The organism is Roseateles amylovorans (assembly GCF_025398155.2).
GTDB classification, from domain to species: domain Bacteria; phylum Pseudomonadota; class Gammaproteobacteria; order Burkholderiales; family Burkholderiaceae_C; genus Roseateles; species Roseateles amylovorans.
In genome coordinates, this window is the sequence record NZ_CP104562.2 from 5,836,826 (window position 1) to 5,855,820 (window position 18,995).

Consider the following 18,995-nt stretch of genomic DNA (forward strand, 5'->3'; position numbering starts at 1 on the left):
GGATCAGTCCGGCGTCGAGCCTTCCTCATCGGTCATCGTTGCAACCTGCAGCGCATCGACGGCCGCATGGCGCTCGCGCTTGCTCGCATACATCGCGGCATCGCTGCGGGCGAGCAAGGTCTCCAGGGTGTCGCCGTCCTGGCATTGAGACACCCCGATGCTGATGCTGACCGACAGCCCTTCCGACACCGACGACCAGTCGTGACGCCGCACCGCCTCCGCCAGGCGGTGGCAGGCCTGCTGGGCGATCTCCACCGTGGCGCCGCGCAGCAGCAGCACGAATTCATCGCCGGCCAGACGCGCGGCCAGGTCCTGCTCCCGCACATGCTGGCGCATCAGGCGGGCGATCTGGTTGAGCACCTGGTCGCCCACCACATGCGAGTGGTGATCGTTGACCTGCTTGAAATGGTCGACATCGATCAGCGCCAGGCTCAGCACGCCCGCGCCGTCCGCCCGTGCCAGCTGGGCGCGGGCCTGCATCTCGAAGCTGCGACGGTTGTCCAGGCTCGTCAGCGGATCTTCCATCGAAAGTCGCGCCAGGCGCTGCGCTTCGTCCGCGAGCCGGGCGCGATCCCGCTCGCTGCGGCGGGCGTCCAGCTGCCACTGCACCGCTTCGGCCCGGCTGGCCAGGCTGGCAATGCGAACCCGTGCCTCGCGCTCGCGCAGGTCGCGCATGCGCTGCAGCGCGCGCTGCGGTTGACCTTGTTGTTCCTCGATCTGACTCGCGATCAATTCGCCCAGCTGCGCCAGCGGCTCATGTTGACCCTCATCGGCCAGCGCGACCAGTTGCGATGCCGCGCGCCGGGCTTGAGGCCACAGTCGGCGTGACCAGGCCAGCTCGGTCTGCACCCATCCGGCCAGCGCCGCCAGCCAGTGGCGCTCCTGCGCGGGCAGCAGCGCCAGGGCCTGCTGCAGCTCGGGCTGGGCCAACGCCGAGGCGCCCTTCCAGATCTGGGCCAGTGTCTGCATCAGCGTCCACCAGCATTCCCATTCGCGCACCTGCTCGCGGTCCGCCTCATGGTCGCTCTCACGGGCCTGGGCGGCATCGCCATGGGCCAGCAGGTGCCGGGCGTTGATCAGGTGGCCTTCGAGCGCGCCACGGGTGGGCAACTGGCCGCGTTGTTCCCGTTCCCCCGCCATGCGCAGCAGCTCGCCCAGCGCCAGCCACAGGCAGGCACTGAGCGGGCTTTGAGGCGGCTTGCAGGCATTGGCGGCATCGGCCGCCTGACGCAGAACTTCGGCCGCCTTGTCGAAACTGCGCGCCCAGACATAGCAGGCGCCGAGGTCTCGCAACGCCACCGCCAAGGCCGCGCCGTCGCCGCGCAGTTGGGCCAGACGAAGCCCCAGCAGCGCCGCCTCGATCGCTTCCTCATGGTGGCCGGCCAGCGAGGCACTGTGCGCCAGCACCGACAGCGCCCCCGCCTCACCCTGCGCATCCCCGTGCTGCTGGAACAGCCGGGCGGCAACCTCGCTGCGCGGACGCGCGTCGCCGGGCCGATGCATCGCCCGGTCGCAGCGGGCCAGGTGCAACAGGGCGTGGGCCTGCTGCACCTCGTCAGCCTGCTCGAGCGCGAGCAGCAGCCATTCCTCGCCGGCGGCATGGGCGGCGTCGGCGTCCCCCGCCAGCAGGGCGGCTCGGGCTTGTTGGGGCAGAGGGTGCAGGTCCAAGACAGGCGATCAGGCAGAGCGGTTCGGCGTCGATGGGTGGGAGGATACCGGTATCAACCGCGGCGCCAGCAAGGCGGCGAGCCATTGCATGAACGCCTGCACACGGCGAGGCAACTGGCGCCGGTGCGGATAGAGCAGATGAACCGGCATCGGCGCGGCGCGATGGTGCGGCAGGATCTCGCGCAGATGGCCGGCATTCACTTCGATCTGATTGCCGTGGCGGGGCACCTGGATGATGCCCAGCCCCGCCAGGCAGGCGGCGGCATAGGCTTCCGAGTTGTTGACGGTCAGCGTGCCGCCCATCGGCTCGAAATGAACCTCGCCCTGTGCGTCCTGCCATTCGAAGCCGGGCGAGCGCTGGCCCAGCGTCGACACATAGTGCACGAGCCGGTGGGTGGCCAGATCGGCCAGGGCCTGGGGCTCGCCATGCGCGGCGAGATAGGCCGGACTGGCGCAGTTCATCATCTCCAGCACGCCCAGGGGCCGGGCGACCAGACTGGAATCCGTCAGCATGCCGACGCGCAGCACGCAGTCGAAGCCCTCGCGGACCACGTCCACGCGGCGATCGGTGCTGCTGAGTTCGATCTCCAGCTCGGGGTGGGCAGACAGGAAGCCCGGCAGCGCCGGAATCACCAGATCGCGGGCGAAGCGCATCGGCAGATCGACCCGCAGCCGTCCGCGCAGGCCGCTGGTGGCGGGCTGGAAGAGGGTCTGCATCTCATCCATGTCGGCCAGCAAGTCCTTGCAGCGGTCCAGGCAGACCTGGCCGTCCTGGGTCAACTGGACCCGACGCGTCGTCCGATGGAACAGCCGGGTACCCAGCGTGGCCTCCAACCGCTGCACGGCGGTGGAGACGCTGGCCTTGGGCAAGCCGAGGCTGGTGGCCGCCTGGGTGAAGCTGGCCAGTTCGGCGACACGGACAAAGATCTGCAGGGTCTCGACGGACGGCAATGGGCTCGCCATTTGTTCACCTCGCGCGAACAGTTCAATCAGATCGAGGCAGTTTATCAATCCGATGTCGATCAATAGAGTCACGTCATTGCCTCAGCGTTCATCCCACAAGGAATCGACATGACTCACCCTGCCACCTCTCATTCCGCCCACACATCGACCGCCTCCACCGTTCGCGGGGAGCCTCAGATCGCGGTGATCACCGGCGGCAGCCGCGGCCTGGGCCGCAATGCTGCGCTGCAACTGGCGCACCGCGGCATCGACAGCGTCATCACCTACCGCAGCCAGGCCGAGGACGCCCGCGCGGTGGTAGCCGAGATCCAGGCCCTGGGCGGCCGTGCGGCGGCCCTGCCGCTGGATGTGGGTGACAGCGCGAGCTTCCCCGCGTTCGTCGATGCACTGCGCGAGGTGCTGGCGCGCGAGTGGTCGCGGGACCGGGTGGACCATCTGGTCAACAACGGCGGCGTCGGCCTGCACTTGCCGCTGGCGCAGACCAGCGAGGCGCAGTTCGACGAGATGATGCGGGTGCACCTCAAGGGCCCGTTCTTCCTGACACAGGCGCTGCTGCCGCTGATCCGCGACGGCGGCAGCGTGCTCAACATCTCCTCGGGCCTGACGCGTTTCTCCATCCCAGGCTACGGTGCCTATGCCTCGATGAAGGGCGGGCTGGAAGTGCTGTCGCGCTACCTGGCGAAGGAACTCGGCGGCCGCGGCATTCGCGTCAACACGCTGGCGCCCGGTGCGATCGAAACCGATTTCAACGGCGGCGCCTTGCGCAACACGCCGGATCTGAATCGATTCGTCGCCAGCCAGACGGCGCTGGGCCGCACCGGTCAGCCGGACGACATCGGCCGGGTCGTGGCCGCGCTGCTGTCGCAGGACAGCGGATGGATCACCGCGCAGCGGATCGAGGCGTCGGGCGGGATGTTTGTCTGATCGGTCGATAGGCTGAAAGCAGCGGCGCTTGCACCTCCCCGCTCACCGCACCGCTTGCCACCGATGCCGACGCCAGCGTCGCTGCGCATTCAGTGCCCGCAGCGCCAGCCAGGCGCGGGCGAGCAGCGAGGGCGGTCGCTCGCACAGGCCGCCGAAGAATTCGTACTTCGCCGTGTAGCGGGCGGCTTGACGGCCATAACGCGCCAGCACGCGACGCTCGTCTTCCTTCGGATCGGCATCCGGGTGGTTCTTGTAGAGGTCGCCGCCGCGCACCGGACGGGTGTGATGCACCGGCGTCGCATCCAGCACCGCTATGGCGCGGCGGTCCGGGTTGTCGATCAGGCCTGGCCAGACAAAGTCCAGCCCCCAGCCGATGCGGCTGAAATGGAAGCTCTCCCGGCAGCGCCGCAGCGCCTCGCGCGAGAACAGCGGCGCCATGACCTCCACAAACCCCATGTGCCGCAGCACATAGCCCGGCTGCTGCAGCAGGGTGTCGAAGGTGAAATAGGAATCGCGGGTCAACGCCGGCTGCGCCAGTTGCAGACGGTGCGCATGGAAGAGATCGAACATCCGCACCAGCGTGGCCGTGTCGACCGCCAGGTCGTCATCGGGCAGCCAGATGGCGTCGTATTGGTCGACCAAATGGGGATGCTCGTCCAGCAGTTCGCCCAGGCACGGCCATTTGGGGCCGCGACGGGTCTCATAGAGGTCGCAGGTGTCGCGATGGCGGTCCGGCAACTGGCCGTAGTAGGACACCATCAGGTCGAAGTTGCGGTCGGCATCGGCAATCCACTGCGGATGCAGCGATTGATCGCCCGCGCGCAGGATCACAAGGTTCCGGCGCGGCCGGTGAGGCAGGAGGAGGATTCGCATTGCAGCGGTTGAACGCAGGCGCCGACGGGCGCCCCACACCGCCATTGAAAAGCCGCAAGGTAAGCGCCGATTGGCTGGCACTTGTCAGCGCTGACACATCGGCGCACCCATCCAGCTGGAACCGCGCCCCACCGCAGTGAAGCCGCACTGAACCCGCGCTGAAGTCGCCCCAGCCTGAAGACCCTCGCCCCAGCGGCACCCGCCCCTCAGTGGCCTCCGCCCAGATACGCCGCCTTGACTGCGGGATCTGTGCGCAACTGCTCGGCCGGACCATGCAACGAGATCCGACCGTTCTCCAGCACATAGCCGTAGTCGGCCACGGCCAGCGCTGCAGCGGCGAACTGCTCGACAAGCAACATCGTCACGCCCTGGGCCTTCAGACGCTCGATGATGCGGAACACCTCTTCCACCAGGATCGGCGCCAGGCCCATCGACGGCTCGTCCAGCAGCACCACCTCGGGATTGAGCATGGTGGCGCGGGCCATCGCCAGCATCTGCTGCTCGCCGCCGGACAGCGTGCCCGCGAGCTGCTGGCGTCGCTCCTTGAGCCGGGGGAACAGCTCCATCGCCCGTTCCAGGTCGGCCTCCACATCCCCGCGCGGCCGGGCGCCGGTGTAACGCGGGAAGGCGCCGAGCCGGAGGTTGTCGGTCACGGTCATGGTGGCGAACACGCGCCGGCCTTCCGGCGAATGGGCCAGCCCCAGTCGGGCGATGTGGAAGGATTCCAGCCCGTCGATGCGCTTGCCGTTCAGGGTGATGGCGCCGGCACTGGGCGCGATCATTCCGGAGACCGCGCGCATCGTGGTCGTCTTGCCGGCGCCATTGGAGCCGATCAGGGTGACGACCTTGCCTTGCGGCACGTCCACCGAGATGCCGTGCAGCACCTCGACCTTGCCGTAGCCGGCATGCAGTTGATCGATCTTCAACATGTCTGTGTTCCCGGTTCAGGCCGCCTGGCCGCCGAGGTAAGCCTCGATCACCTTCGGATCCGCCTGCACCTGCGCGGGTCGTCCCTCGGCAATCTTCTGGCCGAAGTCCAGCACCGAGACCGTGTCGCAGATGCCCATCACCACGTCCATGTGGTGCTCGATCAGGATCACGGTGATGCCGTGGTCGCGGATCTTGCCGATGATGCGCATCAGCTCCTTGATGTCGGGCGCGGTCAGGCCGGCGGCGGGCTCGTCCAGCAGCAGCAGCTGCGGATCCAGCGCCAGCGCGCGGGCGATCTCCAGCAGCCGCTGCTTGCCGTAGGGCAGGTTGCGCGCTTCCTCCTGCGCCAGCTCGCCCAGGCCGACAAACTCCAGCAGACTCAAGCCGCGGGCGCGGGCCGCGGCGTCCTCGGCGTTGTAGCGCGGCGAATGCAAGGCCACCTGCACCAGGTTGCTGCCGAAGCTGTGGTGCAGCGCCACCATCACGTTGTGCAAGGCGCTCATCTCGCCGAACAGCTGCACATTCTGGAAGGTGCGGGCGATGCCGGACAAGGCGATGTCCGACGAGGTCCGCCCCACCAGCGAGCGATCGCCGAACTTCAGCGCGCCCGCGGTGGGCACGTAGATGCCGGTGAGCACATTCATCATGGTGCTCTTGCCCGAGCCGTTGGGCCCGATCAGACCGTGCACCGTGCCGCGTCGGACCTGCAGGTCGACATTGTTCAGCGCCTTCAGGCCGCCGAACTGCATCAACACGCCGCGCGCATCGAGCAACACCTCGTCCTGCCCGGCGCCCTGGCCGCCTGGACTGCCACCGGCATTGGCAATGGCATCGGTCGGCTTCTCGCCGACCGGGCCGCCCTCGCCCACCGGCTTGGCCTTGAGATGCAGCGCATTGCGCACGAAGCCGACGATGCCGTCCTGCAGGTAGTAGACGACGAACAGCGTGATCAAGCCGAAGATCGACAGCCGCCAGTCGGTCATGGTCTGCAGCACGAAGGACAGCCCCGCCAGCGCGATGCTGCCCACCACCGGAATGGCCGCCTGCACCCCGCCGACCTTGCCGCGACGAAACGCCACCGTGGTGGCCGCGACCACCAGGATCGCGAAGATCACCGACACCCAGCGGAACAGCGACACGTCATCCAGCGCCTTGGGCAGCAGCACGATGATCGCCGCACCCAGCAAGGCGCCAGTGCGGGTCTTGCGGCCGCCCATGATGATGGCCAGCAGGAACATCACCGTCAGCTCGAAGTTGTAGGTGTTGGGCGAGATGTACTGTTCCGAATAGGCATACAGGCCGCCGGCCAGACCGGCGAGCCCGGCGCTGATCACGAACGCATAGACCTTGTAGCGATAGACGGACACGCCCATGCAGTCCGACGCCACCGGGCTGCCGCGCAGCGCCTCGAAGGCCCGGCCCAGGTGAGAGCGCAGGATCCGGTGCACGAAGACCAGCGAGGCGATCAGCAGCACCGCGACCAGCCAGTAGTACTGGTCCTCGCTCATCGGGCTCTCCCCCAGCTTCGGCTTGGTGAGCGTGATGCCCATCGGTCCGTTGGTGAGGAAGTCCATCTCGTTGATCAGGATCTGGATGATGGTGCCGAAGGCCAGCGTCACCATCGCCAGATACGGCCCGGTCACCCGCAGCGCCGGCAGTGCCAGCAACGCGCCGAACAGCGCCGAAACCGCCACCGCCGCGGGCAAGGTCAGATAGACCGGCAGGCCCAGCTTCATCACCAGCACGCCCGCGGTATAGGCGCCCACGCCGAACAGCCCTGCATGCCCCAGCGACACCTGGCCGGTGTAGCCGACCACGATGTCCAGGCCGAACAGCACGATCGCATAGATCATGATGGTCTCGACCAAGTGGATGTAATACGGATTGCCCGACGCCAGCGGGAAGGCGAACAGCGCGACGGCCGCGACCACGCCCGCGGCGATCTTCTTGGGATTCATCGATGCATTCATGGACGGTCAGACCTTCTTGATCGCGGTCTTGCCGAACAGGCCGGCCGGCTTCAACGCCAGCACGATCAGCAGCAGCACCAGACCGGGCACATCCTTGTAGCCGGTGGACAGGTAGAAGCCGGTGGTGGTCTCGGCAATGCCCAGGATGATTCCGCCCACCACGATGCCCATGCCCGAGGTCAGCCCGCCGATGATCGCCACCGCGAAGGCCTTCAGGCCGAGCACCGCGCCCATGGTGGCGCCGGTGAGCGTCAGCGGCGCGATCAGCACGCCCGCGAAGGCGGCGGTGAGCGAAGACAACGCATAGGAGAAGGTGATCACCAGCCCGGTGTTGATGCCCATGAGCTTGGCGGCATCGCGGTCGTTGAAGGTCGCGACCACGGCGCGCCCATAGATCGAGCGCCGATTGAACAGCTCCACCGCCAGCATCATCGCCAGCGCGCCGACGACGACCAGGATCTCCATCGGCAGCACATTCGCGCCCAGGAACTTGAGCGGCGCTTCGGGCAGCGGCGACGGGAACTTCAGGTCATCGCGACCCCAGACGTTTTCCGCCACATTCTTGAAGATGATGCCCAGCGCGATGGTCGACATGATCCAGCCGAACTCGGACTTGATCTTGATCGCCGGCCGCACGCCGATGCGTTCGACGAAGGCGCCCTGCAAGGCACCGAACAGGCACACCAGCGGAATCATCAGCCAGTAGTTCACGCCAAGGCCGACCAGCGTCAGGCCGACCAGCGCGCCCAGCATCAGCGCATCGCCCTGGCCGAAGTTGAGGGTGTCGGAGGTGGAGAAGGTCAGCTGGTAGCCGAAGGCAATGACCGCATAGATCATGCCGAGCGCGATGCCGCTGAACACCAGTTGGGTCAGGATCTGCATACGAAGTCCATGACTGCGAGGACGACGCCCGGCCCCTGCCGGCGCGCCGCCCGACCGACGCCGCCGGCCACGCCCGCAGGCGCGCCGTGCGACGCACGAGAAAACGGCCGCTTGCGGCGGCCGTTGGCGGGGATCACTTCTTCTGGGTCAGGGCGCCCTTGGCGTTGACGTCCTTCACCCGGACTTCGGAGGCCTTCTTGAAGTCCTCCGGATAGGCGTAGACCACGCGCTGGCCCTTCACCTCGCCGAACACCGGGATGTTGGCGGTGATGGCCTCATGGTCGGCCTTGGAGAAGGGCTTGTTGTAGGTGGTGACCACGCCTTCCACCGGCGTCTTCAGATCTTCCAGCGCGGCCTTGACCTTGGGACCTTCGGTGCTGCCGGCCTGCTTGATGGCGGCGGCCAGCAGGTAGATGGAGTCATAGCCCTGGGCCGCCGACACCGGGGAATCGATGCGGCTGTTCTTCGGATTGAACGTCTTCAGGTAGGAGACGATGAAGGACTGGCGCTTGGGCGTCGTCGGCTCCTGGATGAAGGTCTGCGGCATGCGCGCGCCTTCGCCGCCAGGGCCGGCGTTGTCGATGTAGTTGGCCATCGACAGCGTCCAGCTGCCGATCATTGGCACCTTCCAGCCCAGCTTGGTCATGCCGTTGGCGATCTGGGCCAGTTCGGGGCCGATGCCGTAGGTGAGGATGGCCTCGGCGCCGGCCTCCTTGGCCTTGAGCAACTGGGCCGTCATGTCGACGTCCTTGATGTTGAACTTCTCCACCGCGACCGGCTTGATGCCCTTGAGTTCCAGCGCCTTCTCCAGGTCGGCCCGGCCCAGCTGCCCGTAGTTGGTGGAGTCGGCCAGGATGGCCACCTTCTTGAAGCCGCGCCGACCCACCGCCTCCTCGACGATCATCGGCGCCTGGATGCTGTCATGGGCGGCATTGCGGAAGACGTAGTTGTCCGGCGCGTCCTTGAACTGCTGGGTGATGACCGAGCCGGTGGCCACGTTGTTCATCACCGGGATCTTGGCGTCCTGATAGAAGCGCTGAGCGGCCAGGGCCACCCCGGTGTTGATGAAGCCGACCGTGGCGGCCACCTTCTCCCGATTGATCAGCTCCTGGGCGATCTGGACCCCGCGTTCGTTCTTGGCCTCGTCATCCCGCTCGACGAGCTGGATCTGGCGTCCCAGGACGCCGCCTGCCGCATTGATTTCCTGGGCGGCCAGCCGCACGCCATCGCGCATGCTCACCCCCATCGAGGAGGAGCCCCCGGTGAACGGCCCCGATACACCGATCTTGATCGGATCGGCCGCCTGAGCGCCCAGGCTGGCCATCGCCAGCACGGACGCACCCATCCAACGCACGCTGAACTTCATGTTTTGTCTCCGTATGGTCTAGTGAACATGAGGGGCGGAGGGCCGGCCCTATCGCGTCAACCTGGAGAGATCCGACGCACCCGATGCCAGCATTTCCTGAAACATGGTGCATCAAGCCAGGCCGATTGCACACCTGGGAATACGTACTCGGAAACCCCGATCGGGGTGTTCAGGATGGTGTCAGCAAGTGGCCGCCTGCCGCTGGACGCCTCACGACTGTGCGTCAGGGCATCGGACAGCGGCCGGGATGCGGCGGTGCAGCACGGGGTCGCGCACGGCGTCGCGACGAAATGCGCGCAGGAATGCACACGCAGGAATGCAGGGCGACCTCGGCAAGCGGGAATCGGCGCCCCAATGCGCATGGTGCTCGGCGCGCCCGTCAGCATGCCCATTCGCATGCCCATCAGCACGCACAAAGGCGGTACGGCTCAGCGCTGCCGGCGTCGCAGCACGCCGGCAGTGACCGCCGCCACGCCCAGCAGCGCCAGCGCATAGCCGGCCAGGGCCGGCCATCCACGGTGGTCCCAGAACCAGCCGCCCACCGCGCCCAGCAGGCTGGAACCGATGTAATAGGCCAGCAGATACAGCGACGCCGCATGCCCCTTGCTGCGCCCGCCCAGCGCGCCGACCCAGGCGCTGCTCACCGAGTGCGCGACGAAGAAGCCGATCGTCAGCAGCACGATGCCCAGGATCACCGCCGGCAGCCAGGTCGACAGGCTCAGCAGCACACCGGCGATCGCCAGCCCGATGCCGGTCAGCAGCGCCGGGGCGCGGCCGAATCGGTCGGACATGCCGCCGGCGGTCGCCGAGGCCACGATGCCGAAAAGGTAGGCGCAGAAGATCAGGCCGATCGCGCTCTGGCTGAGCGAGAACGGAGGCCGCATCAGCCGGAAGCCCGCATAGTTGTAGACCGCCACGAAGGTGCCCATCATCAGGAAGCCCATGGCGAACAGCAGCGGCAGCGAGCGGTGCGTCAGGTGGTCCTGCCAGGCCTGCACATGCTCGGCGAGCTTCACCCCGGTGCGTCGCACAAAGTGCTTGGAGGGCGGCAGCAACCACCAGAACCCCACCGCCGCCAGCAGACCCGCCACGCTGACGATGAACAGCGCGGGCCGCCAGCCGAAGGCATCGCTCAGCAAGCTCACGCCCACCCGGCCCATCATGCCGCCGAAGGCGGTGCCGGCCACATACTGGCCCATCGCGCGGCCCAGGCCGCCGGCATGGATCTCCTCCGCCAGGTAGGCCATGGCCACGGCCGGTACGCCGCCCAGCACCAGGCCTTCGATCGCCCGCGCCACCAGTAGCGCATGCCAGCTGGGCGCGACCGACGCGATCAAGTTCAGCACCGCCGCAGCCGCCATCGAGCCGAACATCAGTCGCCGACGATCCATGCTTTCCGACAGCGCACCGGCGCACAGAATGGCGAAGGCCAGAAAGCCGGTGGCCAGCGAGAGCGACAGCGCACTGGCGGCTGCCCCCACCTGGAAGGTCTGCGCAAACAGCGGCAGCAAGGGCTGCACGCTGTAGAGCAGGGAGAAGGTGGTGAAGCCCGCCAGGAACAGCGCCAGGGTGATGCGGCGGTAGGCCGGCGTGCCGGGTTGGGCCCCGTCGGAGGCCGGGGCGGCGTGTGACCGGTCGGCCGGCGCGGGGGAACTGCTCATGGGCGGATCGGCGGCGTCAGCGGCGCGCGGTGAGATCGGACAGGCGTGGGATCGGCCAGGGCGGCCGGGGCATCCACGCGGTGGGACAGGTCAGACGCTGGGGCCTGTCGGGCGCAGAGCTTCCAGCGGTTCAGCGGTTCAGCGCTTCAGCGACGACCAAACATCATCTGTCCGGCCAGCGCGCGCTTCAGCGGCGGCACGGCCTGCAGCGCGGCCAGCCCCAGACCGCGAACGGCCGGCAGCCCCGGCCAGCGCCAGGCGAAGGTGCGGGCGAGGAAATCGGTGGTGACGATGGTGGCCCAGCGGTCCGGCGCACGCTGCCATTCCACACGCCGCAGCGCGCGGTCGATCTCGTGCTCGCGGCGCAGCGCCTCGACCAGTGCGAAGGCATCGCGCAGGCCCAGGTTGAGCCCCTGACCCGCGACCGGGTGCAGCGTCTGTGCCGCATTGCCGATGCGGATGCGGCGCCCCTCGACCAGCGTGCGTTCGGCATTCAGGCCCAGCGGGAAGCACTTCAGCGCGCTGATATCGAGCAAGGGGCCGACGGCCTCGGGCAGTTGATGCCGCAGCACCGCCAGGCGCTGCGCATCGCTGAGTTCGGCCACCTCATCCTCGTCCTGAGGCTGACACCAGACCAACGCCGCACGGCGCTGGCCACGCTGGTCCGGCAACGGCAGCAGCGCCAGCGGACCTCGGCGGGTGAAGCGCTCCACCGCCACGCCCACCGGGCTGTCCGGCGCCAGCGTGACGGTGCCCACCCACGCGTTCTGCCGGTAGTTGTGGCTGAGGGACTTGCGTGCCTGGTCGGCGAAGACGCCGCCTTCGGCCACGATGGCGAGATCAAAGTGTTCAGCGATGCCGGCGTCGACCTCGACCTCATCCGGCGCCGTCTGCTTGATGCCGGCCACCGGCTGACCGAAGCGGCTGATGAGGCGTCGCGGCTCACGCGCGCTGGCGTCCTGCCAGGCCGCTTGCAGCGGGGCCACCAGTTGGCCGTAGGCGAGCACCGCGCCCAGTTGCGGCACCGATTGTTCTTCCGCAGTGATGCGCACCTGCGGCTCGCCACTGGCCCCGAACCATGGCCCGTTGAGCGTCGGTGGCGCCTGGCTGACATGGACTTCGCGGATCGCCTGCGCCTGCGCGGCCGGCCAGACATTGAGCCGCTGCAGCAGTTGCACGCTGCCTAGCGACAAGGCCAGGGTGCGGGGGTCGCCGGAGACGTCGCGCTCCAGCGGTCGGGCGTCAAACAGGCTGATCTGCGCCTGCGGCAGATAGCGCGCGGCCAGCAGCGCCAGCGCCAGGCCGGCGGGGCCGGCACCGATGACGGCCAGCCGAAGCGTCGGTGCGGCGGATTCCGGCGAGGGAGCTGAGGCGCTGCGGGCGCCTGGAACATTCGTGGCGAAGGGCTCGGACATGGCGATGGACCCGTACTGCAGAGCGCCGCGTCAGGCGGCGGTCGTGGGGACTATAGCGCTGCCGTCCAGGTGCGGGTTGCCGTGGCGCACGCGCTTCGCCCGAGGTCGGACCGTGCAAGACGCGAGACGCAGGGCGGGATCGGGATCGGGATCGGGACCGTGCCCGCTTCGGCGCCCCGATGGCCGTCGTGGGTCCGTGGGGTCATTGCGTCGACGGTCGTCACCTCGTGTCGTCAAACCCGCTACCCTTGCGCGCGGATCGCGGAAGAGGAACGGCGGCGCCTGGGCGCGCCACTTCCGTGCACCGGACAACGCCACATCCAGCGAGAGGAATCCGTCATGCAATACCGTCGACTGGGCCGCAGCGGCCTGCAAGTGTCTGAACTGTCCCTGGGCTCCTGGGTGACCTATCACAACCAGGTCGACACCAAGGGCGCCACCGAGATGCTGGCCGCCGCCTTCGATGCGGGCGTGAACTTCTTCGACAACGCCGAGGTCTATGCGCAAGGCGAGAGCGAGGTGGTGATGGGCCAGGCCTTCAAGGCCTTGAAGTGGAACCGGCTGGACTACATCGTCTCGAGCAAGTTTTTCTGGGGCCTCACCCGCGAGAGCAACACCACGGTCAACCGCAAGGACACGCTCAATCGCAAGTACCTGATGCAGGCGGTGGACGGCTCGCTGAAGCGCCTGGGCCTGGACTTCATCGACCTGATCTACTGCCACCGCCCCGATCCGCACACGCCGATCGAGGAAACGGTGCGCGCCATGAGCGACATCATCACCCAGGGCAAGGCGCTGTACTGGGGCACCAGCGAATGGAGCGCGGCGGACATCCGCGCCGCCTGGGAAATCGCCGAGCGCCATCATCTGCACAAGCCGGTGATGGAGCAGCCGCAGTACAACCTCTTCCACCGCAAGCGCGTGGAGCAGGAATATGCGCGCCTGTATGAGGACACCGGCCTGGGCCTGACCACCTGGAGCCCGCTGGCCTCCGGCCTGCTCACCGGCAAGTACCGCGACGGCGTGCCCGCCGGCAGCCGCGCTTCGCTGGAAAGCATGGGCTGGATGCGCGAACAACTGCAGGACCGGGCCAAGAATGCGGCCGTCGGACAGTTGGCCGGCATCGCCGATGAACTCGGTTGCTCGCTGGCCCAGCTGGCCATCGCCTGGATCAACCGCAATCCGCGGGTCTCCACCGTGATCCTGGGCGCGAGCCAAGCCTCCCAGTTGCACGACAACCTGGGCGCGCTGGCCGTCACGCCGAAGCTGACGCCGGAGATCGTGGCCCGCATCGACGCCATCACTCAGCCGCTGGCGAGCTGATCGGCGGCCTCCCAGCGCGGGGGGCTGGAACGCGAATTGCCCCGGCGACGCGTCGCCGAGTGCGAGGCATCGCGGTTGGGTCCCAACGCCCTGGCTTCAGCAGTGCGGGGAGTCGCCAGGGCGCCGCACTGCCGCTGGCTGGGTGGGTCGGCATCGTCGGTCGATCTTGTGGGCTCGGCTTGGCAGGCCGGCCTTGCAGGTCCGAGGTTGCTGATCGAAGGTGTGGGGCGGTTTCATGGGCCGGTCAAACGGATCGGTCGTGTGGGCCGGTTGTGTGGGCCGGTTGTGTGGGCCGGTCTTGTGGATCGGTCTTGTGGGCCCAACTGCAGACCGCCATCAGATTTGCACTGAGACGCCGACCGAGATTTGCACGCGGTTGACCGCGTACAGTCCGGCGGCAAGTCCTGGCACCGGCGATGGAATCTGGCGTCGATGCACACGCGTCTCGAAGGGAATGCCTGGGGCGCATCGTGAGGAAACGGCAGGGCCGCACCGGCATGACCGGCGCGGTGTCATTGGCAGGCCATCGCAGGACAGGACACTAGAATGGCCGGCCGTCCACGAACCGAGGAAACCTCCGTTTTGATGAACGACCTTGCGAACTTTCTGCAGTTCACCACCTGGCCGCCGCGGGCGGACTGGCTGTTCTGGGCCTCGCTGATCCTGGTGGCCGCCGGCTTGCTCGGCGAATTGGTCAACCGCCGACTGGGCCTGCCCCGGGTGGTCGGCTACAGCGTGGTGGGCATGCTGCTCGCGGCCACCGGCCACGGCATCTATTCCAACGGCGCGCTCGATGCGCGGCTGCGGCTGGTCGTGGACCTGGCGCTCGCGTTGCTGCTCTTCGAGATGGGCTCGCGCGTCAATCTGCGCTGGCTGCGCAACAACAAGGCACTGCTCTGGGCCAGCGCGGCCGAGGCGACCGCGAGTTTCGTGGCGGTGGGCTTCGGTCTCACGCTGCTGGGCGTCGACCCGCTGATTTCGATCAGCTGCGCGGTGCTGACGATGGCGGCTTCCGGCGCGGTGATCGGCCGGGTCGGCGCGGAACTGCAATCGGCCGGCCAGGTCAGCGAACGCATGGTGGCGATGACGGCCCTCAACACGATCTACGGCGTGTTGGCCCACAAGCTGCTCATGGGCTGGCTGCAGCTGGAGCAAAAGGGCGATTGGCTGGAGGCCGTCGCGCAACCGTTGTATGCCTTCATCGGCTCGGTGATCGTGGCCACCTTGCTGGCACGCCTGATCGCCTGGCTGATGCGCAAGCTGGACCTGCGCAACGAGAACTCGGTGCTGATGCTGCTGGGCCTGGTACTGGTGGCCCTGAGCGTGGCCCGGGTGTTGAATCTCTCCACGCTGCTGGTGCCGCTGATGGCCGGCATGGTGCTGCGCAACACCACCGAACGCCCCTGGGTGTGGCCGCGCCACTTCGGCACCGCCGGCGGTGTGCTGGTGCTGTTGCTGTTCGTTGCAGTGGGGTCGGCCTGGACGCTGCAGGCGCTGGCGGCCGGTGCGGTCCTGGCCCTGGCGCTGCTGCTGCTGCGCCTGCTGGCCAAGGCGCTGGCGCTGGTGGGTCTGGCGCGGGTCAGCGGCATCGATGCGCGCCAAGGCGTGGCGTTGGCGGTCTGCCTGAGCCCGATCTCGGGCTCCACGCTGGTGCTGTTCAGTGAAGTCCAGGCCCGACATCCAGACATTGCCCTGCAGCTCGCGCCGGTCATCCTGTCGACCATTGCGTTGATGGAGTTGGCGGGTCCGATCGCCGTCCAATGGGGCCTGCGACTGGCCGGTGAACAACAGCCGCATGCGGCACCGAACCGGGAGGCCAAGCGATGAGCCTGGAAGCCTTCGCCACCTCGCGCCCCTTGACCATGGGCGTCGAGCTGGAACTGCAAATCGTCAACCGGCACGATTACGACCTGATGCCGGGCTCCAAGGACCTGCTGCGCGTGATGGAGGGCGTGGCCCTGCCGGGCGATGTGACTCCGGAGATCACCGACAGCATGATCGAGCTCTGCACCAATGTGTGCGACAGCTACGACCAGGTGCTGGAACAGCTCACCATCACCCGTGATGCGCTGGTCCGCAGCGCCGACAAGCTCAACCTCGGCCTGTCGGGCGGCGGCACGCATCCCTATCAGCACTGGAGCAAGCAGCGCATCTTCGACAAGCCGCGCTTCCAGGAGATCTCCGGCCTGTACGGCTACCTGAGCAAGCAATTCACCGTGTTCGGGCAGCATGTGCACATCGGCTGCGAGGGGCCGGACCAGGCCTTGCGGCTGCTGCACGGCCTGTCGCGCTACATCCCGCATCTGATCGCGCTGTCGGCGTCGTCACCGTATGTGCAGGGCAACGACACCGGCTTTCATTCGGCGCGGTTGAACTCGGTCTTCGCCTTCCCGCTCTCGGGCCGAGCGCCCTTTGTGCTGACCTGGGACGACTTCCTCATCTACTTCGAGAAGATGACGCGCACCGGGGTGGTCCGCAGCATGAAGGACTTCTATTGGGACATCCGTCCCAAGCCGGAGTACGGGACGATCGAGGTCCGGGTGCTGGACACGCCGCTGACGATCGAGAAGGCCTCTGCCTTGGCCGCGCTGATCCAGTGTCTGGCCCGTTGGATCAGCCACGACCGGCCATTCGAGCTGGCCGAGGACGACTACCTGCCCTACACCTTCAATCGTTTCCAGGCCTGCCGATTCGGGCTGGATGGGACCTTTGTCGATCCGAAGTCCGGCGAACACCGCAGCCTGCGCGAGGACCTGAACGTCACCCTGCATGCGCTGGAGCCGCACGCGGTGGCGCTGCGCGCCGAACCGGCGCTGCGCTACATCCGCGAGGAAATGCGCTGGCAGGGCAATGACGCCACCTGGGCGCGCGGGGTGTTCGAGAAGGAGCAACTGCTCAACGAGCTGGTCCGCCAGCAGTGCGAGCGCTGGGCCGGCCGGCCGATCTGAGCGCGCGAGGACCGCAGGGGCCGGGCGCTCGACCGAGCTCCCGAGCTCCCGTGCTTCCGAAACCCGCGGCCCGCGGCCCCTCATTCAGACTCGGGCATCGACTCGCGCTTGGACCTGCGCATCCGCCCGACTTACGCCGCGGCGGCGGTGGCGGCCGTGACGGCCACCGCGCCGTCATTGGCGCTCGGCGCCGGCGCATGCGGCGGGCTGATGGTGGCGGCACCCTCGCGGCCCTCCTCATCGACACCGCATTCGATGAGTCCGAGCATGCCGAGCCCTTCGCGCTGAAGTTCTCGCACGATGCTGACGGCGTCGCGCATCGGGTCGCCTTCGTGGCCGTTCTCGTCGATCACGGCCAGCATGGAGGCGCTGCACATCAGCACCCGGCGGAGGTTGGCGAGGGCGGAGCCGACGGAGAGGTCGGTCCTCACGCAGAGCGCATCGGCGCCGAGGCGATGGCCGAAGACGCGCGCCTCGCTCATGCCCCAGGTCTGCTGCAAGGTGACGACGGTGCGTTCATCGCATCCGGTCAGAGGCTTGCGATCACGCAGGCGCTTGATGCGGTCGGCGTTCATGAAGGGGCGACAGATTGCTTCGAAGGATTCCATGGGGGTACTCCAGTGAACGGAAGGACCCGGTCGACGTGCCGGGACTTTGGATCGGAGTGTCTTGACTCACCGGCGCCAATGGTCCGACGAGCGAAGGATGGAATCTCTGACGAATTTCAAGTTCACCGGGCGTTCCCCAGCAGTGGGGAAGCATGGGGGGATGGTGGGGGGGCCCGCCTTCCGGCGCGACTCCATCACATCAATGCGTGATTGCGGCGACTCGGCGGCTTCAGGCGATGTCGTGTCACACGCTGCACTGCGGGTGATGTCGTTCAGGGACGCCAAGCCAGCCGCTGAGGTGAGCGCGGCCTGCGCAAGTGCAGGCTTGCATCAATCAAGTGGTGTAGAGGCTGCTGCGCTGAAGCCGGTCCAGTGCGTAGGCGACGGCTTCCGCGTCGAACAACTTGCGCTTGCGCGCGCCCGCACCAGCCGCATTTTCAGCTGGCCAATCGGACAGCGCGTCCAACAAGACATTCACCTCGGGACGCGTTTTTTCTTGGCTCAGAAGCCAATCGACAGAAGCCAGTAGCTCCATGCCAAATGGCGACTGAAAACCATCGATAAGCTGGTCCGTCGCTTCCAGGGCAGGCAGGAGGTGTTTGACTTCGCTCTTCAAGAACGCCAGCACCACGGCCTTGCGCCCGTCGTCAAACCAAATCACGTTCGCGGGATCCGCATCGGCGATACGTTTGTCGCTATGCAGATAGCTGCCGTCAAGACTGTCGAGCAACTTGTTCAGATTCATCGCATACGGTCCGTATCGATGCGCCTTGAAGTTGAACTTCAGCGGGTTGTCGAGCTGCAGATGCTTGAGGTGACGTTCGAGAAACCACGCCAGTTTCTGCACTTCCAGCAGGCTGCAATCCATGCCCAGCACGCTGTAGCGTCGCACCATCTCGGCGACCAAGGCCCGCGCGGGGGTCAACGTCTCCACACCCGCCCGCTTGGCTACGTTCTGATATTGGCTGGTGGGCTCGTAGACGGTGACCTGCACATCCTTCAGATCGCCGAGCGCCGCCTCGATGCGCGCTCGGACCGTCGGCCAGTCCAGGCCCCCGTTGCCTGCTCCCAGCGGGGGCACTGCGATGGACTTCACTTGACGAGTGACGAGGAAATCGCGGAGATCATCGAGTCCGGCGTCGATCCATTCCAGCTTGGATGGCGAGCGCCAATGTTGCTTGGTCGGAAAGTTCACGATCCAGCGGGGGCCGCCAAGCTCAGCGGGTTCGGTCACGAACATCCGACCCACCTCGACCTCTTGCGATTTGCAAGCTTCTGAATACAGCTGATAGTTTCGGGCGAACCGTTCCTTGAACATCAAGGCGATGCCCTTGCCCATCACGCCGACGGTATTGACCGTGTTGACCAGCGCCTCAGCGCCAGACTCCAGCAGGTTGCCTTGGGTATAGGAGATCATCAGAAGTACCAGTTGGGGCGGGAAGCTCCTGGTTGCCGATGCTCACC

Annotated in this window: 15 protein-coding genes; 4 read left to right on the forward strand and 11 right to left on the reverse strand. The window is 67.2% G+C overall.

Annotated features, from left to right (window positions below; all coding sequences use genetic code 11):
* Positions 1-3: 3 nt before the first annotated feature.
* Together N4261_RS24160 and N4261_RS24165 are read right to left on the reverse strand one after the other, a co-directional pair.
* Positions 4-1,668: a GGDEF domain-containing protein gene (locus N4261_RS24160; protein ID WP_261757786.1), complete on the reverse strand. Its 1,665-nt coding sequence runs from the start codon at positions 1,666-1,668 to the stop codon at positions 4-6.
* 9 nt (positions 1,669-1,677) lie between these two features.
* Positions 1,678-2,631 carry a LysR family transcriptional regulator gene (locus tag N4261_RS24165; RefSeq protein WP_261757788.1) on the reverse strand — a complete coding sequence of 318 codons (954 nt, stop codon included), beginning with the start codon at positions 2,629-2,631 and terminating at the stop codon, positions 1,678-1,680.
* A gap of 108 nt (positions 2,632-2,739) precedes the next feature.
* Between N4261_RS24165 and N4261_RS24170 the strand changes: the two genes are divergently transcribed.
* Positions 2,740-3,555, forward strand: coding sequence for an SDR family NAD(P)-dependent oxidoreductase (locus N4261_RS24170; RefSeq protein ID WP_261757789.1), 816 nt, complete (start codon positions 2,740-2,742; stop codon positions 3,553-3,555).
* A 42-nt stretch (positions 3,556-3,597) separates the two neighbouring features.
* Here the strand turns inward: N4261_RS24170 and N4261_RS24175 are convergent, their stop codons facing one another.
* From N4261_RS24175 to N4261_RS24205, 7 genes are all read right to left on the reverse strand, one after another.
* Complete coding sequence (locus N4261_RS24175; RefSeq protein WP_261757790.1) at positions 3,598-4,428, reverse strand: DUF707 domain-containing protein; 831 nt, start codon at positions 4,426-4,428, stop codon at positions 3,598-3,600.
* 206 nt (positions 4,429-4,634) lie between these two features.
* The gene (locus N4261_RS24180; protein ID WP_261757791.1) at positions 4,635-5,357 is read right to left on the reverse strand and encodes an ABC transporter ATP-binding protein; all 723 of its coding nucleotides are present in this window, start codon (positions 5,355-5,357) and stop codon (positions 4,635-4,637) included.
* Between the two features lie 15 nt (positions 5,358-5,372).
* A complete protein-coding gene (locus tag N4261_RS24185) occupies positions 5,373-7,316 on the reverse strand; it encodes a branched-chain amino acid ABC transporter ATP-binding protein/permease (protein WP_261760836.1) in 1,944 nt (647 codons plus the stop codon).
* An 18-nt stretch (positions 7,317-7,334) separates the two neighbouring features.
* On the reverse strand, positions 7,335-8,210 hold the full coding sequence (locus N4261_RS24190; protein WP_261757792.1) for a branched-chain amino acid ABC transporter permease: 876 nt from the start codon (positions 8,208-8,210) through the stop codon (positions 7,335-7,337).
* 133 nt (positions 8,211-8,343) lie between these two features.
* On the reverse strand, positions 8,344-9,576 hold the full coding sequence (locus N4261_RS24195) for an ABC transporter substrate-binding protein (protein ID WP_261757793.1): 1,233 nt from the start codon (positions 9,574-9,576) through the stop codon (positions 8,344-8,346).
* A 428-nt stretch (positions 9,577-10,004) separates the two neighbouring features.
* Positions 10,005-11,237 carry an MFS transporter gene (locus N4261_RS24200; RefSeq protein WP_261757794.1) on the reverse strand — a complete coding sequence of 411 codons (1,233 nt, stop codon included), beginning with the start codon at positions 11,235-11,237 and terminating at the stop codon, positions 10,005-10,007.
* 146 nt (positions 11,238-11,383) lie between these two features.
* Positions 11,384-12,652: an FAD-dependent monooxygenase gene (locus N4261_RS24205; protein WP_261757795.1), complete on the reverse strand. Its 1,269-nt coding sequence runs from the start codon at positions 12,650-12,652 to the stop codon at positions 11,384-11,386.
* A gap of 339 nt (positions 12,653-12,991) precedes the next feature.
* On the opposite strand from N4261_RS24205, the gene N4261_RS24210 reads away from it, so the two are divergent.
* The 3 genes from N4261_RS24210 to N4261_RS24220 all read left to right on the forward strand — a co-directional run bounded on the left by N4261_RS24210 (position 12,992) and on the right by N4261_RS24220 (position 16,923).
* Positions 12,992-13,975 carry a potassium channel beta subunit family protein gene (locus N4261_RS24210; RefSeq protein WP_261757796.1) on the forward strand — a complete coding sequence of 328 codons (984 nt, stop codon included), beginning with the start codon at positions 12,992-12,994 and terminating at the stop codon, positions 13,973-13,975.
* 585 nt (positions 13,976-14,560) lie between these two features.
* Positions 14,561-15,802 carry a cation:proton antiporter gene (locus tag N4261_RS24215; RefSeq protein WP_261757797.1) on the forward strand — a complete coding sequence of 414 codons (1,242 nt, stop codon included), beginning with the start codon at positions 14,561-14,563 and terminating at the stop codon, positions 15,800-15,802.
* Positions 15,799-16,923, forward strand: coding sequence for a YbdK family carboxylate-amine ligase (locus N4261_RS24220; protein ID WP_261757798.1), 1,125 nt, complete (start codon positions 15,799-15,801; stop codon positions 16,921-16,923). Before N4261_RS24215 ends, N4261_RS24220 begins: the two co-directional genes overlap by 4 nt.
* Before the next feature lie 131 nt (positions 16,924-17,054).
* On the opposite strand, the gene N4261_RS24225 is transcribed toward N4261_RS24220, so the two are convergent.
* The gene (locus N4261_RS24225; RefSeq protein ID WP_261757799.1) at positions 17,055-17,498 is read right to left on the reverse strand and encodes a hypothetical protein; all 444 of its coding nucleotides are present in this window, start codon (positions 17,496-17,498) and stop codon (positions 17,055-17,057) included.
* Between the two features lie 367 nt (positions 17,499-17,865).
* Positions 17,866-18,948, reverse strand: coding sequence for a type II toxin-antitoxin system antitoxin DNA ADP-ribosyl glycohydrolase DarG (gene darG / locus N4261_RS24230; RefSeq protein ID WP_261757800.1), 1,083 nt, complete (start codon positions 18,946-18,948; stop codon positions 17,866-17,868).
* Positions 18,949-18,995 lie beyond the last annotated feature (47 nt).

Excerpts from the sequence above, each read along its gene's own strand:
- N4261_RS24165 (WP_261757788.1), bottom strand. The coding sequence starts at position 2,631 with ATGGCGAGCCCATTGCCGTCCGTCGAGACCCTGCAGATCTTTGTCCGT.
- N4261_RS24170 (WP_261757789.1), top strand. The coding sequence starts at position 2,740 with ATGACTCACCCTGCCACCTCTCATTCCGCCCACACATCGACCGCCTCC.
- N4261_RS24175 (WP_261757790.1), bottom strand. The coding sequence starts at position 4,428 with ATGCGAATCCTCCTCCTGCCTCACCGGCCGCGCCGGAACCTTGTGATC.
- N4261_RS24180 (WP_261757791.1), bottom strand. The coding sequence starts at position 5,357 with ATGTTGAAGATCGATCAACTGCATGCCGGCTACGGCAAGGTCGAGGTG.
- N4261_RS24185 (WP_261760836.1), bottom strand. The coding sequence starts at position 7,316 with ATGAATCCCAAGAAGATCGCCGCGGGCGTGGTCGCGGCCGTCGCGCTG.
- N4261_RS24190 (WP_261757792.1), bottom strand. The coding sequence starts at position 8,210 with ATGCAGATCCTGACCCAACTGGTGTTCAGCGGCATCGCGCTCGGCATG.
- N4261_RS24195 (WP_261757793.1), bottom strand. The coding sequence starts at position 9,576 with ATGAAGTTCAGCGTGCGTTGGATGGGTGCGTCCGTGCTGGCGATGGCC.
- N4261_RS24200 (WP_261757794.1), bottom strand. The coding sequence starts at position 11,237 with ATGAGCAGTTCCCCCGCGCCGGCCGACCGGTCACACGCCGCCCCGGCC.
- N4261_RS24205 (WP_261757795.1), bottom strand. The coding sequence starts at position 12,652 with ATGTCCGAGCCCTTCGCCACGAATGTTCCAGGCGCCCGCAGCGCCTCA.
- N4261_RS24210 (WP_261757796.1), top strand. The coding sequence starts at position 12,992 with ATGCAATACCGTCGACTGGGCCGCAGCGGCCTGCAAGTGTCTGAACTG.
- N4261_RS24215 (WP_261757797.1), top strand. The coding sequence starts at position 14,561 with ATGAACGACCTTGCGAACTTTCTGCAGTTCACCACCTGGCCGCCGCGG.
- N4261_RS24220 (WP_261757798.1), top strand. The coding sequence starts at position 15,799 with ATGAGCCTGGAAGCCTTCGCCACCTCGCGCCCCTTGACCATGGGCGTC.
- N4261_RS24225 (WP_261757799.1), bottom strand. The coding sequence starts at position 17,498 with ATGAACGCCGACCGCATCAAGCGCCTGCGTGATCGCAAGCCTCTGACC.
- darG (WP_261757800.1), bottom strand. The coding sequence starts at position 18,948 with ATGATCTCCTATACCCAAGGCAACCTGCTGGAGTCTGGCGCTGAGGCG.